General features: G+C 59.7%; 14 protein-coding genes. 3 read left to right on the top strand and 11 right to left on the bottom strand.

What is annotated here, in order from left to right; all coding sequences use genetic code 11:
• Nucleotides 1–550: 550 nt before the first annotated feature.
• A complete protein-coding gene (locus GC177_06320) occupies nucleotides 551–1,909 on the top strand; it encodes a hypothetical protein (GenBank protein MBI1275569.1) in 1,359 nt (452 codons plus the stop codon).
• A gap of 1 nt (nucleotide 1,910) precedes the next feature.
• On the opposite strand, the gene GC177_06315 is transcribed toward GC177_06320, so the two are convergent.
• Nucleotides 1,911–2,279 carry a hypothetical protein gene (locus GC177_06315; GenBank protein MBI1275568.1) on the bottom strand — a complete coding sequence of 123 codons (369 nt, stop codon included), beginning with the start codon at nucleotides 2,277–2,279 and terminating at the stop codon, nucleotides 1,911–1,913.
• Between the two features lie 842 nt (nucleotides 2,280–3,121).
• Between GC177_06315 and GC177_06310 the strand changes: the two genes are divergently transcribed.
• Nucleotides 3,122–4,567 carry a trehalose-6-phosphate synthase gene (locus tag GC177_06310; GenBank protein ID MBI1275567.1) on the top strand — a complete coding sequence of 482 codons (1,446 nt, stop codon included), beginning with the start codon at nucleotides 3,122–3,124 and terminating at the stop codon, nucleotides 4,565–4,567.
• Nucleotides 4,568–4,570: 3 nt separating this feature from the next.
• Here the strand turns inward: GC177_06310 and GC177_06305 are convergent, their stop codons facing one another.
• The 10 genes from GC177_06305 to GC177_06260 all read right to left on the bottom strand — a co-directional run bounded on the left by GC177_06305 (nucleotide 4,571) and on the right by GC177_06260 (nucleotide 14,981).
• On the bottom strand, nucleotides 4,571–5,614 hold the full coding sequence (locus GC177_06305; GenBank protein ID MBI1275566.1) for a hypothetical protein: 1,044 nt from the start codon (nucleotides 5,612–5,614) through the stop codon (nucleotides 4,571–4,573).
• Nucleotides 5,611–6,486, bottom strand: coding sequence for a methyltransferase domain-containing protein (locus tag GC177_06300; protein ID MBI1275565.1), 876 nt, complete (start codon nucleotides 6,484–6,486; stop codon nucleotides 5,611–5,613). Before GC177_06300 ends, GC177_06305 begins: the two co-directional genes overlap by 4 nt.
• A complete protein-coding gene (locus tag GC177_06295; protein MBI1275564.1) occupies nucleotides 6,486–7,835 on the bottom strand; it encodes an FAD-binding protein in 1,350 nt (449 codons plus the stop codon). The genes GC177_06300 and GC177_06295 overlap by 1 nt, the downstream gene beginning before the upstream one ends.
• Nucleotides 7,836–7,871: 36 nt before the next feature.
• Nucleotides 7,872–9,212 (bottom strand): malate permease, encoded by a 1,341-nt coding sequence (locus GC177_06290; GenBank protein ID MBI1275563.1) that lies wholly within the window; start codon nucleotides 9,210–9,212, stop codon nucleotides 7,872–7,874.
• 215 nt (nucleotides 9,213–9,427) lie between these two features.
• A complete protein-coding gene (locus GC177_06285; protein ID MBI1275562.1) occupies nucleotides 9,428–10,132 on the bottom strand; it encodes a hypothetical protein in 705 nt (234 codons plus the stop codon).
• A gap of 59 nt (nucleotides 10,133–10,191) precedes the next feature.
• A complete protein-coding gene (locus GC177_06280) occupies nucleotides 10,192–11,217 on the bottom strand; it encodes an NAD(P)-binding protein (GenBank protein ID MBI1275561.1) in 1,026 nt (341 codons plus the stop codon).
• 59 nt (nucleotides 11,218–11,276) lie between these two features.
• Nucleotides 11,277–12,710, bottom strand: coding sequence for a hypothetical protein (locus tag GC177_06275; GenBank protein ID MBI1275560.1), 1,434 nt, complete (start codon nucleotides 12,708–12,710; stop codon nucleotides 11,277–11,279).
• On the bottom strand, nucleotides 12,711–13,418 hold the full coding sequence (locus tag GC177_06270; GenBank protein ID MBI1275559.1) for a hypothetical protein: 708 nt from the start codon (nucleotides 13,416–13,418) through the stop codon (nucleotides 12,711–12,713).
• Between the two features lies 1 nt (nucleotide 13,419).
• Nucleotides 13,420–14,301 carry a hypothetical protein gene (locus GC177_06265; protein ID MBI1275558.1) on the bottom strand — a complete coding sequence of 294 codons (882 nt, stop codon included), beginning with the start codon at nucleotides 14,299–14,301 and terminating at the stop codon, nucleotides 13,420–13,422.
• 275 nt (nucleotides 14,302–14,576) lie between these two features.
• Nucleotides 14,577–14,981 (bottom strand): hypothetical protein, encoded by a 405-nt coding sequence (locus tag GC177_06260; GenBank protein MBI1275557.1) that lies wholly within the window; start codon nucleotides 14,979–14,981, stop codon nucleotides 14,577–14,579.
• 120 nt (nucleotides 14,982–15,101) lie between these two features.
• Between GC177_06260 and GC177_06255 the strand changes: the two genes are divergently transcribed.
• Entirely contained in the window at nucleotides 15,102–17,858 is a 2,757-nt protein-coding gene (locus tag GC177_06255; GenBank protein ID MBI1275556.1) for a hypothetical protein, read from the top strand.
• The last annotated feature ends 372 nt before the right edge of the window (nucleotides 17,859–18,230 follow it).

Raw genomic sequence — 18,230 nt, 5'->3', positions numbered from 1 at the left:
GACGCTGGCGCTGGATGCGTTGCAGGAACGCGCGCGCGACCCGGAACAGAAGAGTTACCTGCTGAAGCTGCTGGCTGTGGCTGGCTTTTCCACCGGTAACGTGCTGATGGGCATGACCGACAAATCCCAGGAAAAGGTCACAGGACTGGACGCAGCCGCCGCCGATAAGGTGCTGGAGAACTCCGCCCGCGTGGTGGCCGCCCAGCCGAAGGACAAGCATGATTCGCTGATCGAGCAGGTTGCGGGTTTCCTTTCCGTCAAGCCGAGCATGTCGTTGGATGCAACCACCATCAGCACCAAGCTGCATGATCTGGTGAATATCCAGCTGGCGGCGAACACGAATGGCTTGGCGAACCAAGCCGGTCTGGCTTAGTTGGCTCGCTTCGCTCGCTTTACGCGCCCATGAGGGCGCGGGGCCTCCTATTGATTTACCATGCTCCGCATGGATGGGCCAGTCGCGCTAAAGCGCTCCATAATAGGAATTGTGCATCCCCTGATTGCTCACTATGAATGAACGGTTGCTGTTTACCGTCATGGATAGGGATTGCTCATGGTGTCGAATATTGCCGGTCGGATTTCGCGTTATTTCGAGCTGGAGACCTATGGCACCACCATCACCACGGAAGTTCTGGCGGGCATCGCCACCTATCTCAGCCTTGTCTATATCTTCCTCGTCAATCCGGCCATTTTGAGCCAGGCGGGGATTGACGCGAAAGCGGCGCTGTTTGCCACGGCGGCATCGGCCGCGCTGGCCACGCTGGCCATGGGGCTTTGGGCCCGCCTGCCCTTTGCCGTGGCGCCGGGCATGACCATGAACAGCTATTTCACCTTCATTGTGTGCCAAAAGCTTGGGCTCACCTGGCAGCAGGGGCTGGCGACCGTATTTGTCTCCGGCATTATCTGTGTGATTTTAACGGCATTGCCGATTCGCCAGGCAATTGTGGATTCCATTCCGCGCGGGTTGAAAAAGGCCATCACGGTGACGATTGGGGTATTTATGGCCACCATCGGGTTGTTCATTGCCAAGGTGCTGGTGTTCACGCCCACGGGGCTTATTGATATCGACGCCATGGGGATTGGCAATTTCACCAGCCCGCTGGCCATGGTGCTTGCGCTTGGGCTGGTGGTTTCCGCCGTGCTGGGGATGAAGCGGCTGCGCTTTCCCGCCGGGATGATCGTGGCCATCATTCTGGCCGCCATTTTGTATCACCGCATCATGCCGCCGAGCGATGCGCCTCTCCCCTCCAGCAGCGAGGGCAGCGTGCTGGCCACCTTCATGCAGATGGATTTCTCGGTCTTTTTCCACAGTGAGTTCTGGGTGCCGGTGATCGTGTTTTTCGTGCTGAACTTCTTTGAAGGCATCGGCCAGTTCATCGGCCTGACGAGCAACACCAGCATTCAGGACAAAAACGGCAATGTGCGCAACATGAAACAGGGCCTGTGGGTGGACGGGCTCGGCACGGTGGGCGGGGCGATGCTCGGCACCTCCAGCCTCATCATTTTCGTGGAAAGCGCTGTCGGCATCAAGGCGGGCGGACGCACGGGGCTGACCTCCGTTGTCTGCGCGATTCTGATGGCGCTCGGCGTGTGGGGCAGTTTCTATTTCGCTCCTCTGCTGACACTGGTGCCGTCGCAGGCCGCGGCGGGCGTGCTGGTGTATGTTGGGTATCTCATTCTTTCCAGCGCCTTGGGCTCCCGCGAGGATGGCGGCTTCAGCCGTTTCGACATCGCCGTGACGCTGGCGATGGGCGCCATCTCCCTGCTGACCTTCAGCCTGGATAAATCACTGGCATTCGGGCTGTGGGCCTATTTCGGCCTGAGCCTGATGCCCGGGCGAGGGCAGAAACCGTCCCTGTGGCTGGCAGGAATTGCCGCCCTGCTGACGCTGGCGATCGTCTGCAGCCAGTAGCTTACGGATAGGACTGGTATTCGGTCGCCGATGCTTTTTTACGCCATTGCTGGATTTTGTTTTTCACCTCGCCGCGTTCCGTGGCGCTGATCTGGCCGTCATTGTCCAGATCCAGCTTGTGAAAGCGCGCTTCGGCATTGGCCATGTATTCCGCGCGGGAAATATTGCCGTCGTGGTTGGTATCCATCTCGGCAAGTTTTTCCTGAAGCTTCTCTTTGATGGCAGTGCGGCGCTCAACGCCAGGTGACTGGGCGAAAGCCTCGGCCGTTGTGGCCAGCGTCAGCATGGCGGCTATTATTTTCCAGTGCGTTTTCATTGTGCTTCTCCGTGTTGTGATGCTAGAGTAGCCTAATTCCCGGCATATCAACATTCACTAAGGAATTACGTTTCGTAATCCTTCGCCGCATGGAATTTTTAGCGCCGCTTCCTTTTTTATGGGCGCACTGATGAAAGGTTCCGCCGCCCATGTTTCACCCGTTGCGAAACACATTGTCCCCTGACCTTGACGCTCCCCTGCCGCTTGAGCACCCAGGCAACTGGCTGCTGATGCTGGATGTGGACGGCACGCTGCTGGATATTGCCCCGCGGCCGGATGCAGTGAGCGTGCCCCTGGCACTAAAGGATTCGCTGCTGCGGCTGCATGAGACGCTGAACAGCGCATTGGTGCTGATGAGCGGGCGCAGCGTGGCAGAGCTGGATGCGCTGTTCTCCCCATTGCAACTGAATGCCATCGGGCTGCATGGCGGGGAAGTGCGATTTGCCGGTAAGCGCCTGCAACGCGCAGGTACAGCCGAGCTGAAGCAACAAAAAGACAGGCTGCTGACGGATTGCCAGGTGCTGCTGAATGCGTTTCCACGCCTGCTGATCGAACATAAGCCGCTTTCAGTGGCCTTGCATTACCGCCGCTGCCCGGATGTGGCGGAAGCTCTGGGCACGAGGGCAAACGCCATCTGCGCCGGGCTGGGCGACGGCTGGCAGGTGCTGCCGGGCAAAATGGTGTTTGAGATCAAGCCCAAGGCGTTCACCAAGGTCGAACAGGTCCGCCGGCTGCACGGGATGAAGGCGTTCTCTGCCCGTAAGCCGGTTTATGCGGGCGATGACACGACCGACGAAGCCGCCTTGATCGCCGTGCGGGACATGCACGGGCATGCGGTGAAGGTGGGAGGAGCCAGGCTGCCCGAGGGCATCCATTACGCCGACGACCCGGCCCAGATGCGCAGGTGGCTTTCGCAACTGGCCTATTTCGGCAATGCGCAGCTGGCCAGCCAGCCGCTGCGCAAGCTGCGTAAACAGGCAACACAAACGCATGACCAGCGGGTGATCATCGTTTCCAACCGCGTGTCGCCCCTGAAAGGCGGCAAGGTCAATACCGGCGGGCTGGCCGTGGCCATGAGCGGTGTGCTGCAGAACCATGGCGGCATCTGGGTGGGATGGAGCGGCAAGGTGAGCGACAGCCGTGCCCCGCAGGAACAGACGCAGGGCGATGTGTCGCACATCGTGCGCGACCTTTCCGCGGCGGAGCATGAGGGGTTTTATCAGCAGTTCTGCAACGGCGTTCTTTGGCCCTTGATGCATGAAAATGTCGGCCTGTCCTCCTTTTCCTCCGCCCCGTATGAAACCTATCTGGAGGTCAACCGCCAGTTCGCCGATCTACTGGTGGAACGGCTGAAGCCGACCGATGTGATCTGGGTGCATGATTTTCACTTCATTCCGCTTGCGGCGGCGCTGCGCGCACGGGGTGTAACCAACCGCATCGGGTTTTTTCTGCACACACCCTTTGCCTCCAAGGATGTGCTGCTGACGCTGCCGGTGCATAAGCAGCTGATGGAGTGCCTTTATGCCTATGACGTGGTAGGGTTTCAGACCCAGCGCGACCTGGAAGCCTTTCGCGATTACAGCGCATCCGAAAACCTCCGGCCGGAGGGCGACGGCGAAACCGCGCGCGAAACGATGTTCGGCCATTTCCCCATCGGCATTCAGACGGAGCGTTTTCATGCCATGGCCGAACGAACCCAATATGACCCCAAGGCCAAGGACCTTCTGGCAAGCCTGGCCGGAAGGCAGCTGATCCTCGGCGTGGACCGGCTGGATTACAGCAAGGGCATCGTGCCGCGCATGAAGGCTATCGATACGATGCTGGCCAATGACCAGAGCCTGCGCAAGGCGTTCTCTTTTCTCCAAATCGCCCCACCCACGCGGGAGGGGGTGGAACAATATGCCCAATTGCGCGCGGAGACCGAGGCGCTGGTCGGCCATATCAATGGCAAATATGCCGATGTGGACTGGGTGCCGATCCGCTTTCTGGTAAGCGGTGTACGGCGGGAACTGCTTGCCGCCTTCTACCGAATGGCGCGGGTGTGCCTGGTGACGCCGCTGCGCGACGGCATGAACCTGGTGGCCAAGGAATTCATCGCCGCGCAGGACCCTGAGAACCCCGGCGTGCTGGTGCTCTCACGCTTTGCCGGTGCTGCGGAAGAACTGCAGCAAGCCATGCTGGTAAACCCCTATGATGTGGAGGATATGGCGAGCAGCATCCGCCAGGCGCTGGCGATGCCCCTGCGCGAGCGAAAGGAACGCTGGCAGGCGCTTTACCGCACCATTTCCAACCAGACGCTGGAGCATTGGTACCAGGATTTTCTGGATGCGCTGACGGGATAAATCTCAGTAATCGTAGATATGCTCTATCTCTATCTTCTCCGCATGGAGCGCACGGAGCAGTTCGGCCAGATCGCCCACCTGCGTGCGGATGACGAGGCGCTGCCTGGTTTCATCGATCAGGATGGGCTGCGAGAAGAGCATGGCGGCCTGTTTGGGCAGGGCATCCCATGGTTTCGGGGCGATGGCGCTGAGTAATATTTCGCCACGGTTACCGGCAATTTCATGGAAATTACCGCCGGCTTCGGCGATGGTTTGCGCCCGCGCGGTGAAGGCCTGATAGCGCGGCAGGAGCAGCATCGTGCCTTCCTTGGCCGGTTTGCCTTGGGGCTTGGCGTCTTTCATGGAAGCAAGTGCAGCATCCGGCAGGTCGCTCACCAGCGTGGCGGTGACAGGCACCGGCGCGTCGTAGGCGGCATGGGTGGCGAGCTTGATGATCCAGGCATAGGCGGCCTTGAAGCCATATTCGAAACTGAGGGCGAATTTGCGCTCGATCTTGCGGAACTTATCGGGGCCGGAAAAGCCGGTCTTGTCCCACACGCCGCGAAGGGCCTTGCCGAAATCATAGAGATACCAGGGATCGACGCGGATGAAATCCACATAGTCGGCGGCTATTTTTGCGGCGTATTCATCCTCTTCAGTCGGCTTGTCACGCGACCATTCGCTGAGGCGGCCGAGGGTATTTTCGTAGACGGATTTTACGGCATATTCGACCGTCAGGCTCGTGCCGATAACCAGCACCATGACGTGATAGCCGATGTTGCGCTGGTATCTGTCATCGCCGGTGATGTCGATGATATGGCCGTAACCGCTCCAGAACTGGGCGATCTCGTGCCAGTAGGGAAAATCACTCGGCGGATGATCCTTGATGAAGCGGGCATAATCGTCGGAACTGTAGACGATCCACCATTCGGGGAAAGTCAGGTAGGTCTGTTCCTCGCCGCGGCGATGTTCCACCGGGGCTTCCACCGGCTCCGCCTGTGCGTGCCAGATGCCGAGACCGATTAACGTAAGAAAAAAGACAGTGATGAGCTTGCGGCGCATTGTCATGACGCGCGGAAACCCATCAGCAGGTTGTCGGACGGGTCGCCTTTTTGCGCAAGCGCTTTGCCTTCAAACGTCAGACCGTGGGCGGCGAGATATTCCACCAGTTTTTCCCTTGCCGTGAAATGGCGAAGCTCCGCAGCATTGACCTCCCATTTCACCTTCAGACCGGCATTGAAGACGGCATGGGCCAGACTGACGAAGGCCCACATGTCGGGGCTGGTGACATCGTGATCGCGCACGATGAAACGCCCGCCCTTGCAGAGCGTGCGGCGGATGGAATCGACGAACGCGTCCAGCTTATCGAGCGGGGCATGGTGCAGGCCGATGTAGCAGGTGACCAGATCAAGGCTGGCATCCGGAATGCCGGTGATGGGCGCGTAATCATTCAGCGGAATGAAATGGCCGAGCGGCTTGATCTGGCCGCGTTCGACGATATCCACCGGAGAATTGGTGGGGGCGACATCGTTGATGAGATACAACGGGCCGGTGAGATTGAGGTGTTTTTTCAATGTGCCGATATAGCGCCCAGTGGTGCCGATTTCGGCATAGCCGTGGATGGCAATATTGGCGCCCAGCAGCTCCAGCGTTTCTTTCGCCATTTCCTGTTTTTGTTTGAAGAGCGCAGGCAGCGCGTAGAAGAGATCGGCAAGGAAGGGCTTGATGCCCGGCAGGCCTGCCTGGATGGCGGTGTAGATGGACTGGTCGTCGCTGTGTTTGCTGACGGCATCGGCAATCAGCGCGTCGAATTTTTTCTCGGGGTAGAGGTGGTAGACATGGGTGAGGAAATCGACGAACCTGGCGCGCCAGGCAGCATTATCATAGATGACGTGAAAATCGCTCGGGTAGCTGTTGGTCGGCGCGGTGAGGATAGGCATCACACCGGTTCCTTGTCGAGGTAGCGTTCCAGCAGTTTGTTCATGAAGCGGCCGTGCGGGTCCACCCGGCGCTTGAGGGCGAAGAACTCCCTGGCGCGCGGATAGGCGGCGAAGAACTGCGCCGGGGTGGCGTGCGGCTGGTATGGCAGGTAATAACAGCCGCCATGGGCGATGGCGGCGTCGATCAGTTCACGCGTCCAGAGGGAGACGCGCTCTTTCGCCAATTGGCCGGTGCCCTGTTTGTAATAGATGACGAAGGAATAGACCTCCTCCCGCGCCCAGGCCATGATGCTGCCGGGGTCCTTGTAGGCATGGCGGACGGAGATGTTGAGCAGGTTGGCGCGGTGCTTGCGTAAAATCATGGTCATTTTGGCCAGGAAGGAATCGAACCGGCCGACGGGCACGAAATATTCCTGTAGCACATAGGTGCTGTATTTGCGGGTGACGGGCTCCAGCTCGGCCACGTCGTAGCTGGCTTCGTAATTGCGCCAGACGATTTTTGGCGTGCGGTATAAAAGCGGGTCGATGATGTGTTCACGCCGCCATTTGCCGAAGGGGGTTTCAGTAAAGGCCCAGATGAAATAACGCTCCAGCCAATAGCCGTTTTTGACCGGTTTCAGACGATGCGGCACGGTGACCGGCTTATCGGTTGTGCGCCAGGTGACGGCGCACATGCGCGTGTAGTCGGGCGGGTAGATGTCGGCATTGTGGAAGATGACGCCCTTGTCCGGCTTGATGTAGTGCAGGAAATACTGGCGGTAATCGCTGGCGAGCAGCTTAATGGCGTCGCGCTCCATCGGCACGTTGTCGGCCAGTTCCAGCGTGGCTTCCACGATGATGCCGAGCGCGCCGTAACCGCCGATGGCGCCGTAGAAGAGATCGCTGTTATGCTGGGGGCTGGCTTCCACCAGCAGTCCGTCGCTCAATACAAGGGCGATGGAGCGGACGGAAAGAATCAGCGGACCAAGGCCGATATAGCGACCATGGGCGTTGACGCTCAGCGAACCACCCACGGTGAAATTGGCATAGGTCTGCATGATCTTGACGGAGAGGTTGTCGCCGTCGATGCGCTCCTGGATGTCGCGCCAGCGGATGCCGGCCTGCACCCGGATGGTTTTTTGCGACGGGTTATATTCCAGGATGCTGTTGAGGCCGCGCATGTCGAGATGGACGCTGTTTTCCAGCGCCGTCTGCCCGCCCATGCTGAAACGGCCGCCGCCGATGGAGATGCGACCCTCGCCCTGGCGGATGATCTGCTGAACCTGTTCCACCGTGCCGGGTTTCATCACGCGCCCCACGGTGATGGGGTTCAGCCGGGTGACGTCGTTCACCAGCAAGGCGTCAGTCATGTGCAGCCCTATCCGTGGAAAGGTGGAGCGATATTCCTAGTGCAGATAGCGCAGCGCCACAATAGCCAGCGTCACCGTGATGGCGCCGCCGATACGGGTGGAGATCTGCGCGAAAGGCATCAGAACCATACGGTTGGCGGCCGTCAGGATGGCGATGTCGCCCGTGCCGCCCTGCCCGCTGTGGCAGGCATTCACGATGGCCGCCTCAATGGGATACATGTTGAGCTTGTGGCCGACGAAGAAGCCGGTGGCGATCAGGCTCAATACCGTGGCCATGATGGTGAGGATGTAGGGAAGCGTGAAGGCGGTCATCAGCTTGTCCCAGGGGGTCATGGCCACGCCGATGGCGAACAGCAGCGGATAGGTGACGCCGACGGAAAAGAATTTATAGACCATGTAGGCGCTGTCTTCCAGACGCGGAGGAAAGGCGCGGGCCAGTTTCACCATCACCGCCAGAAACAGCATGGCCACCGGCGCGGGCAAGCCAAACAGCTCGTGACAAAGCACACCGGCCAGGTAGAGCGAAACGGCCAGCAGCGCACCGGCGGAAAGACCGGCGGCATCGAACGCGAAGCCTTCGCGTTCTTTCGCGCCGGGCGTGGTGATGCCTTCATCGCCGGTTTTCATCAGCTGGCCTTCGCCGGACCATTCCGGTTTCTTTTTGCCGAGATGGTTCAGCATGCCCGCGGTAAGGATGGCGGTGAGGCTGCCGAGCATGACCACGGGGAGAATTTCGGCAAAAAGCGCGCCCTGCTCCTGCCCGAGCACCTGGGAATAACCGATGGAAAGAGGGATGGCGCCTTCGCCCACGCCGCCCGCCATGATGGGAACGACGATGTAGAAAAACGCCTTTTCTGCCTCAAGGCCGAGCGCGATGCCCGCAAGCGTGCCCACACAGGCAGCCACAATGGAACCGGCCGCAAGCGGCACAAAAATACGCAAAAAGCCCTTGATCAGCATATCGCGGTTCATGCCGAGGATGCTGCCGACAATCACGCAGGAGATAAACAGATAGATGAAATTGGTGGATTTGGTGAAGGTGACCACCGGCTCCAGCAGGTGATTGGGGATCCATCCCTTATATACCAGGTATGAGGGAATGAAGGTGGCCAGGATCACCGTGCCGCCGACGCTGCGGATGATGGGAAGGCGTTTGCCGAGTTCCGCACAGGTGGAACCGAAGAAGGAAATCACCGCGATGAACATGGTAATTTCGCTTGGAGCTTCGCTCATCAGGGCGAATGCGCCGATAAGGCAGGCCATCAGCAGGTAAATGGGGACGGGAATGATGCCGATTTTGTAATCGGAAAGCACCCAGATGCGCTTTTGCCAGTTGGTGGTGGGCAATGCGTCCGCGCTGGCATATTCCGCTTTCATGACCTTGCCGCCCTTATTGTCATTGCTGGTTTGGGACGGTTTTTTCTTGCTCATGTCGGTATCCGCCAATGCGTGGTTGGATGATGATTTCACGATGCCTCCCTTATAAGGCGATTTTTATTTTGCGGGTTTCTAGCATCTTGCGCCCGGCCTGTCATGCCTTTTATGGCCAGATGGGCCAGTATTATACCGGCAAATTACCGTGTTTTACGGTTTCACTTAAGCCAGCGGGAGGCGGTTTCCTCCAGATGCTGCCATGCCTGCCGCAGGGCGACCATGGCGTCGTCGGCGGCATGGCCCGCCATATGCTTGACGCCGCCCACCGGATCACGCGACATGCCGTGGATTTCCAGCAGCATGTCGCGCAGCTGGGCGTCGGTAATGTAGCCGCCATTGGCGCCCATCATGCCCGCATAGGTGAACAGCGTGGCGCGGATGCCCAGATCGCCGATGCGGTAGAGCATGGAGGAAAAACCCCTGTTATCCTCATAAAATTTCATGTACCAGCGCGCATTTTTTTCGCTGAAGCCCGCGCCGTCATGCGCGGCTTTTTCAGCTGCTTTCTCAAAAAGGTTTTCTATGCGGTCGTAAGGTTTCTGAAGCCCCGCGCGCATGAGCAGGTAAAAGACCGGATTGTCGATATTCGGGGGATTGGTGCGGTAATATTCAAGAAATTCCCGCGCGTCATCCGGCAGGTAGCGGTTTTGCCTGCGGGCGAGCCCCAACAGCTGAATAGCCAGAAAATCAGTCTCCAGCATATCCTTGAAGGAGGGCAGATGCACCAGAAGCGGCGTATCGTCTGGCCCGGGCATGGCGTACCACGCCTCTTCGGCGGCCAGTTCCTCCCCCTCATCCTGCCGCATGTAATGAATGCAATGGATACGCAGAAGGTCGTCGGCTTTTCGGAACAGGCTGGTCATGGGTTCTTATTGAGGAATGATTATCTCGATGTCGATACGGCAAATTGTCGCAGATGGGCTTAAAAAACGCCCCGTACGGGTTGCGCGGCGGCAAGCCAGGTTTCGGCCTGCTCTCTCAGGATGTCGTCCTTGGCGGCGGCTTCCACCCTCACCTGCTCCTGCAGGTAATGGGGGGCGTCCATGCCGGCCTTGATGCCATCGCCCGCGGCGGTGCCCGCCTGGCGATAACGCGCATTGACGGCGGCAACCTCGCCCGCGGCGAAAACACCGTCCACGGAGGTTTGCGTGCTGCCGACTTCCGTCATCAGGTAGCCCTGTTCATCCATGCGCAACTGGCCATTGAAAAGTTGCGTTTGCGGCGTGTGGCCGATGGCCACGAACAGGCCGCTCACCGGCAAGCCGAGTTCTTCGCCCGTTTCCGTATGGCGCACCATGACGCCACCCAGACGGCTGCCATCGGCCGTCGGGCAGATGGCGGTGAGTTCGGTATGAAAACGTACCGGCACGGGCGGTTCCAGCGCCTCGAACTTGCGCCGCATCGCCTGCCCGGCCCGGAGATGATCGCCCCGCACCAGCAGCGTGACATCGCACCCGACCTGGCGAAGGTAGATGGCCTCTTCCAGGGCGGTATCGCCCCCGCCGACCACGGCCACGGGCTTGTCTTTAAAAAAGCGGCCATCGCAGACGGCGCAGGAAGAAACACCGCGCCCGGTCAGTTCATCCTCATGCGGCAGGCCGAGTTTTTTTGCTTTCGCGCCGGTGGCAACCACGAGGCTGTCGGCAATGTAAAGCTGGCCGGATTCGCCATAAAGCTCAAATGGCCGTTTGGAGAGATCGACGCGTACGATGGATTCCTGCTTCAGCCCCGCGCCCGCACCTTCGGCATGCTGGCGCATACGGTTCATCAGCTCCACCCCGTCAACGGCCTCTGGAAAGCCGGGAAAATTATCCACCATCCAGGTGGTGGTCAGCTGACCGCCGGGCTGGGGACCTTCCAGGATCAGCGTGCGATAGCCCGCCTGCGCGGCATAAACGGCGGCGTTGCAGCCCGCCGGGCCGCTGCCAAGCACCAGCACATCCACCATCACCGCAGGCGGCGGCGCGGCTGCAGCGTTTTTCTTTTGCAAAAGGTTGAATGGCCAGATCATGCCGCGCGCTCAAATTCCATGCTCTGACGGTAGGTGTGGAGCTGGATATGGCCGGTCTGCTCCAGCCCTTCGCGCCAATGGCGGGCGGCTTCGCCGTCCAGGCCGCCATGGGTTGCGGCCACCTGCTCCAGCGCATCCATTACCTGACGGCCCATTACGCGGTCGCCATAGATGTAGACATAGGCGCCGCGCTGTAATCTGTCCCAGATCTCCTTGCCTTCATCACGGACAATATCCTGCACGTACCGGCGGGGTTCCTCGCGCGAGGCGGCAAAGGAGATGCGGTCCAGCGTGCCGTCCTTCCGCAGTTCCTCCAAACGGTCGGCGCACAGCAGGTCCTTGTGCGTTCGGTTGCCGGTGATGAGCCAGCAATGGCCGCTGTGCCCCTGTTCTTTCAGCTCCTGCATCATCGGGATGTAAGGCGCAATGCCGGTGCCGGAGCCGACGAAGATCATGTCCGCCTGCCTGGCGGCGCGGCGCTCGGCGCGGCTGAGGGCGTGGCCATGCTCCCGCGCTTTCCAGGGAAGGCCGAAATGGGAGGGGTCGATGTAGAAATCCAGTTCCTGCCCGTTGGCGGCGGCACGAAGGAAGCGGTTGGCCACGCCTTCCATATGGCGGGTGAAGGTGGGGTCGTCGGCGATGAGTTTTTGCGTGGTGCGTTCGTATTCGATGGGCGAGACGATGATGCTGAGACGGTCGCCATCCATGGCGGCGATGGTGAAGCGGCGCTGGTCGAGCTGTTCGCGCGTGTCCACCAGTTCCTGCGCGGTGACGGGAATGCCGTAAAAGCCTGCCAGCACATCCTTCAGCATGTTGGCATTGCGCCAGGCGTCGATGGTTTCCCGGTTGCCATCGGCAAGCCGTTGCCTCAGCGCGCGCTGGCGCTCGGCCGTCAGGGGGGGCAGGCCTTCCACTTCGCGGTTTGCAAGGAGCTCCAGCATCTTCATGCCCGGCGTCACCAGGTCGATCTTCAGGCGGAGGGCATCAAGCAGGCTCATTTCGCGCGTATGGGTCACGGTGGTGTCGTTCCAGCCGGGGAAGCGGTCGGTCACGGTGACGGGGGTATGGGCATCCAGCCCGGTCAATTTGAGGATGATGGCTGCCTCGTCGGCGTCATTTTCCGGGAAGATGCCGATATAATCCCCCGGCTCTACTTTTGCGCCGATGCCGGGGGAATGGATCTCCACATGCTGGAAGATCTTCTCGCCCTCGGGGTTGCAGGGGTGGTTGTCGATGATGGTGCCGTGATAGAGGCTGCTGTAGCCGGTTTCCTTCTGGCGCTCGGCGAAGGTTTTTTCGCCCGGCTCAATCAGGCCAAGCTGCTGGATGCGGCCGACGAACTCCACCCAGCGTTGCTGCGCGGCGCGTGCGCCTTCCTGAAGGGCGGACTGCAGCAGGGTTTGCCAGTTGGATAACGCGGCGGCGGTCATTTAGGCCACCTTTGCCGGTTGGGAAGCGGTCAGCGCCTCCATGCGGCTGCGGGCTGCGAGCTCATCCTCGATATGCTGTAATTCATGACGCAACTCGTGCAGATGCGCGCGCTCGGGTTTGCCGAGCAGCCGGTCCGCCAGGTTTGCCATCAGGAGCCCTACCCCGCTGGCTGCCGCCCCCGCCGCGATGAGCTGGCGGTCATAAGTGTTGCGCTGGATCGGCGTATGGCCGGGGTTTTCCTGTTTCAGGCGGTTGCGGAGCCATTCGGCGGCGCGTTCCACCGTGGCGGGGGTGAAGCGTGCATCATCCTTCGGCTTGAAGGTGGGGCGGCAACCGGCCATGCCGCCGGGGCAGCCCGGGCAGCCTTCGCACGGCCATGCAAGCTGCTGGCCTTCCGGCGGCGTGCCGTAGGTTTCGGCCACCAGGGTGGCGTCGTCTTTCTGTTCCAGCGTGCCGGGAGCGGCCGCCTCGGCGCCGAGCAGGGCGCGGCCCTTGGCGAGAAAGGCACGGTCCGCCGCCAGCAGCGTGGCGCCGAACCCGGCCACCGCGGCGGCCACGCGCCCGCCCGCACGGGTGATGCGTGTGAGCCAGCCGGGATGTTCCAGCGCATGGACTTCCGTCATCATGGCATGGTGTTTTTCCTGCAGGGCTTCGGTGGAGAGGCTGCCGTAATCCTCGGCGGGTTGATGGATGGCATGCTGTTTCATGTTAGCGCTCCTGCCCTTCATGACGGTCGGCATGGCGGCCGGGGGTGAAAAGCGCGGGCAAGGAACCCAGAATGGCAGGCAGCGCGCAGCAGAGCTGAGCCAGCAGGATGCCACCCGCGCCGGTGGCGCCGTCGGTCAGCTTATCCGCCCCTTTGCAGGCGCCCGGCACCTTGCCGAGGATGCCCGCGATGGCCGCACCGGGGCCGGTGGCGTCCAGATGTTCCTTATCCAGATGGTCGATGCCTGCCACAGCGGTGAGAAACTGCACGCCATGCCCCACGCCAGGCAGGATGGCAGGCAAGGCCACCGCCACGCCCATCAGCTGGCTAGCATCGCGCAGGAAGCGCCCGGCCGCGCCGTTGCGGCCGCTGCGCTGCGAAAGCCGCTCAAGACCAAGGCCGCTGTAATGCCCCAGCACCATGAGGCCGCCACCGGCAAGGGCGTTTTGAATATCGCCCTTGGCAAGGGTGCCGCCCACCACGGGGATGTGTTCCAGCGCATAGGCCACCGCCCCGGCAATGCCCGTATATTGCGTGGGGGTGTGGGTGGTGGGGCTGTTGGCGATGAATTTGACGGGGCTGTTTTTTTCGATCAGCGGGCAGCAATAGCGGGCGAGAAAATCGAAATCCCCCAGTTCGCCGCGGGCTTTTGCCCCTTCCGGCGAAGCGCCCACGCCAAGCTGCTTGAGCAAGAAGGGTGACAGCGCAATGGCGGCTGAACCAATGCCCGCATAACGCAGTACGCGGTCGAGCATGCTGTGGTGATGCTCGGGCGAAAGGTTCTGTTCGGGAACGAAAAACTGACGCGGCTGACCGACCGGGCGCGCCGATGGCGCGGGTATGCGCATGTCTTCCTGATGAATGGACGTGGCCAGCTGGGGCATGCTTATTCCTCAATCACGCAGCAGATTTAGCCCCGCTGCGTGACCGAATGATGACAAAAGACCGGATTATTACAGGCCTTTTTTGGCAGGGGCTTCCTGCTGGTATTTGCCATTGTTGTCGTGCTTGTCGCAGGCCTGGGCTGGGCTGAATGCGACAACGGCAAAGGTAAGGGCAAGCAGGGAAAGAAGGGTTTTCATGATGATACTCCTTGGTTGGCGATGCTTTTATACTATCCGGCGCATGGATGCGCCATGCGGCATTTGGCCGCAGCCCGTCAATAACCGCGCCGCGCCGGAGACGGATAATAACGGCGGGGGAGGATGTTGTAGGGCCCATCAAAGCGGTTCTGGCCAAAACGGCGCTGTTCTTTGCCTTCGGCGCGGGTTGCGCGCCAGGTATTGCGGGAATCGCTTTCCAGCCCCTCCTGCTGGGATTTTGTGGGCTGGCCCAGGTCGTTCCAAGCGCTGCGGGTATCCTTGTCCAGCTGGCCACTGGGAGGCACCGTGCGCCCCCAGGCATTTACATCCTTGATTTCACGCGGCTTTTTCACCGATGGCTGCGCTTTTTCGGTTTTTACGGCATCTTCCTGCGCGGAGGGAGCCGGTGCGGCCAATGACTGCGCCATTGCCGGTGCGGGAACAAGCCATAAGGCTGCGAACAGGGTGAGATGGTGCTTCATGCGGCAAGGCTAGCAAAAACCAATGCTTTTGTCTGTGGGCAAGTTGGGGTAAAGGGCGTATTTTCATAAATAAGTAAAAATATTAAGCTATTTTTCTTTTTCCACAGGGATGACCGCGCGATGAACCAACTGCCGCCCACCAACGATTTAATGCAGTTGAGCGTGCCTCATGTCACCGTGAAACATCCGGCCCATCTACGCAAGGTGAGCGTGAGCACCCTGGATAACGGGCTGCTGGTGGTCAGTCAGGACCCTATAGGGCTGAGGGATATTCTCTCTCCAAAAATAAAAATCCCCAAGTTTTTTGAACAGATTGAGCCGGAAACCTCACCCGATTCCCCCGTCAAGATCATGTTCACCGTTAAGGCCGGCATGCTGCAGGACCCAGAGGGCAAGCAAGGGCTGGCGCATATGCTGGAGCATCTTATCCTGACGCAAAACCAGGCGTGGCAGGGGGAACGGCCCCTTATGTTCAAACTTGAGGAATACTGCCAGGATTTTAATGCCCACACCAGCCTAGAAGAAACGGTGTTTGAAGTGACCCTGCCGCGCAAGCACGTGCCAAGGGTTTTTGATCTGCTTGCCAACAGCATACGCACCGGCCTGGTGGACGCGGAGCGCGTTCTGCCGGAAAGCGGTGTTATCTCGGCTGAAATGGCAATGATAGAGGATGACTTCCTCCGCAACCTCCTATACCAGGCGCAAGCTCTTGCACATGGAGGGAAAATTGAGCGGGCCCTTATCGCCGGCTCGCAGGAGAGCGTTGAGTCCATTACCGCAAAGGATATCCACAGCTTTCATCAGCGTTATTATACGCCACCCAACATGGCTGTTTCCGCCAGCGGCGCTATTTCTCACGCGGAACTGCTTGCCCTGTGCGGACATTATTTCGGAAATGCCAAGGTGGGTGAACGCACCGCTTCCACAGATGCGCCCTTCACTCCGGCCGAGGCGGCGATCGAGCGCCCCACCGCGCAGCTTGGCCTGGCCTTATGCCTGCCTTCGCTTGACAAAAGACACCCCAACAACCTGGCTAACGGTCTGGCGGTAGGGCTTTTTCTCAATCATTACCTGCTTAGCCAGCTGCGCGAGCAAGGGATCAGCTACCTATCCGCCGGGTTGACCGGGACGGTGTTCAATGCGCTCCATGACGACGGGCTTATTCTGGTGCCTACCACGCCTGACAAGCTCGAACGCGCGGTGAAGGTGCTCTGCACCCTGCTGACGGATTCCACAAAAACGATGAATAAAACGCTGTTTGACAAAATCATCTATGACATTAGAAGCAATATACAATCATCTGTTATTGAATTAAATTTCAGCGATTCTCACTATGTCTCGCAAACCTTGCTGCTCCATGGCGAATCATCCGCCCCCATTCGCCCTCAGGAAGTGCTTGAGCTCGTCAACCGCCTTAGCTTGGATGACCTGCGCGAATGCATCGCCTCCCTTGCGGAAGGCGAACCCACCATGCTGGCCTATGGGCCCGTGGCGGAAGCCGAAAAGCTTGCCGGCAAAACGATTCAGGACATGTTCTTCACACCCGTGAAGCAAGCGCTGGCGGCACAAAGGGAAGCGCGGCAGGCAAATCCGCCACCTTCCCCTCAGGTAAACTGGATCGACAATTATAACCATATTATTAAAGAACGCGCGACAAGCACTTTAAAAAACACTATAAATAATCTTTCATCGCGGGATCATTTAACGGCCAGCTCACTCCTAGAACAAGGCAAGGCATTAGAAATAAGCGATAACATATTGTATAAAATTGGCGATGACGCAGCTACTAGCGCCCTTCATAACCTTAGAAACCGCCATCACTCCTTTGATGCAAAAGAACATTCTTTCAACCTTTCTACCAAAGAACTATCCAGACAGATTGCCGCTTATTGGCTGAAAGGCGTTTCTGCCGACTTAACAGAGAAGCCACCGCTCATTCTTGTGAACGGCATGGATGGCAGCGCTGCGGAGCGGCTTGCGAGACGGCTGCCACAGGACAGGCTGCTGGATGGGGGGCAACATTTCTGGCAGGTTTGCGAACATGGACTGCATCATGCGGAACAGGCACCGCGCATATTGGAAGACGAACTGACGGAGAACGCATCTCAGCACGGAATCGCCCTGATCAGCCAGGATGCGATTTTCGACCTTATCACCGGGCGCGATGCCGCCAAGCTGCCACGCGCGCTGACCAAGGCCCTCAAGCCCGTGCGCGAATGGCTGGATGCGCAGGGTTTCGAGCGGGAGCTGGACAAACGTATTGCGCTATCTCCGCTGCTGGAAGCGCTGGAAGGGCAGCTGCTGAAAGCGGCAGCGGATAAATCCCTTCCCATCATCTGGCATGGCCAGGAAGCGCCGGAAGCCCTGCTGGCGCGCGCAGGCATCGGCCCGGAACAACTGACGCGTTATCAGCCCTCCATCATGGCGGTGCATGGTGAAGCGCACCTGATGGCCGAGGAGAATGCCAAGCGCTGGGAATATTCACGCGGCGGACTGCCCGCCATGGCATACTGGAACAGCCATGAGGCAGCAGCCGGGGCATGGCGCGGCAGGCTGGAGGGCATCGCCCAAGGAGGGGAGATTCTGCCCGCCACGCCTATCTGGCTGGTGCAGATGGGGTTTGACCATATGGAAGGCAGGCCAAGCTTTCAACTGATGGGCAAGCGCGAGGGGCTGGATGTTACGCTGGCGGCAGGCCTGACGGATAAAGCGGCCGAAAAGGTTCGCGGCTGGTTTGGCCCCGCCGGGCAGATTGAAGCGGCGCGGCTGAGCCCGGACCAGCAGCAGGCGGCGATTGCAGCCATGGACGGCAGCATCGGCGATATTTCAAGCGAAGCAGCCGCCTTAAAGGAAATAACCGGGCCCGCAGCGGCCTGAGCGCCTATCATGGTGGTCTTTACACCGTCACCAGCCACAGCATCACCGCCAGCGCCACACCGCTGCACAGCACGGTGCTGACGGTGATGGCGGCCATCAGCCCGGCATTGGCATCAAACTTCTTGGCAAGGATGTAAGACGAGGCCGCTACCGGCAGCACGGAATAGACCATGGCGATGGATAGCGGTTCGCCCGCCACGCCCATCAAACGGCAACAGGCATAGACCAGCGCTGGATTGACCACGAGCTTGAGGAGGTTGACCAGCAGCAGGGTGAGCTTGGCGCCGCGGATGACGTGCAGGTCGATGCCTACGCCCACAGTAAAAAGGCCGAGCGCCAGAGAGGCGTTGGCAAGGATGGTAATCATCCCCT

This window comes from bacterium (genome assembly GCA_016124905.1).
In the GTDB taxonomy this organism is placed as follows: domain Bacteria; phylum Pseudomonadota; class Alphaproteobacteria; order Rickettsiales; family RI-342; genus RI-342.
The sequence above is the reverse complement of the archived record's forward strand: the minus strand, read 5'-3'. Positions and strand labels throughout refer to the sequence as shown.

Excerpts from the sequence above, each read along its gene's own strand:
- GC177_06320 (MBI1275569.1), top strand. The coding sequence starts at position 551 with ATGGTGTCGAATATTGCCGGTCGGATTTCGCGTTATTTCGAGCTGGAG.
- GC177_06310 (MBI1275567.1), top strand. The coding sequence starts at position 3,122 with ATGCGCAGGTGGCTTTCGCAACTGGCCTATTTCGGCAATGCGCAGCTG.
- GC177_06315 (MBI1275568.1), bottom strand. The coding sequence starts at position 2,279 with ATGTTGATATGCCGGGAATTAGGCTACTCTAGCATCACAACACGGAGA.
- GC177_06285 (MBI1275562.1), bottom strand. The coding sequence starts at position 10,132 with ATGACCAGCCTGTTCCGAAAAGCCGACGACCTTCTGCGTATCCATTGC.
- GC177_06260 (MBI1275557.1), bottom strand. The coding sequence starts at position 14,981 with ATGAAGCACCATCTCACCCTGTTCGCAGCCTTATGGCTTGTTCCCGCA.
- GC177_06275 (MBI1275560.1), bottom strand. The coding sequence starts at position 12,710 with ATGACCGCCGCCGCGTTATCCAACTGGCAAACCCTGCTGCAGTCCGCC.
- GC177_06290 (MBI1275563.1), bottom strand. The coding sequence starts at position 9,212 with ATGAAAGCGGAATATGCCAGCGCGGACGCATTGCCCACCACCAACTGG.
- GC177_06295 (MBI1275564.1), bottom strand. The coding sequence starts at position 7,835 with ATGACTGACGCCTTGCTGGTGAACGACGTCACCCGGCTGAACCCCATC.
- GC177_06280 (MBI1275561.1), bottom strand. The coding sequence starts at position 11,217 with ATGGTGGATGTGCTGGTGCTTGGCAGCGGCCCGGCGGGCTGCAACGCC.
- GC177_06265 (MBI1275558.1), bottom strand. The coding sequence starts at position 14,301 with ATGCCCCAGCTGGCCACGTCCATTCATCAGGAAGACATGCGCATACCC.
- GC177_06255 (MBI1275556.1), top strand. The coding sequence starts at position 15,102 with ATGAACCAACTGCCGCCCACCAACGATTTAATGCAGTTGAGCGTGCCT.
- GC177_06300 (MBI1275565.1), bottom strand. The coding sequence starts at position 6,486 with ATGCCTATCCTCACCGCGCCGACCAACAGCTACCCGAGCGATTTTCAC.
- GC177_06270 (MBI1275559.1), bottom strand. The coding sequence starts at position 13,418 with ATGAAACAGCATGCCATCCATCAACCCGCCGAGGATTACGGCAGCCTC.
- GC177_06305 (MBI1275566.1), bottom strand. The coding sequence starts at position 5,614 with ATGACAATGCGCCGCAAGCTCATCACTGTCTTTTTTCTTACGTTAATC.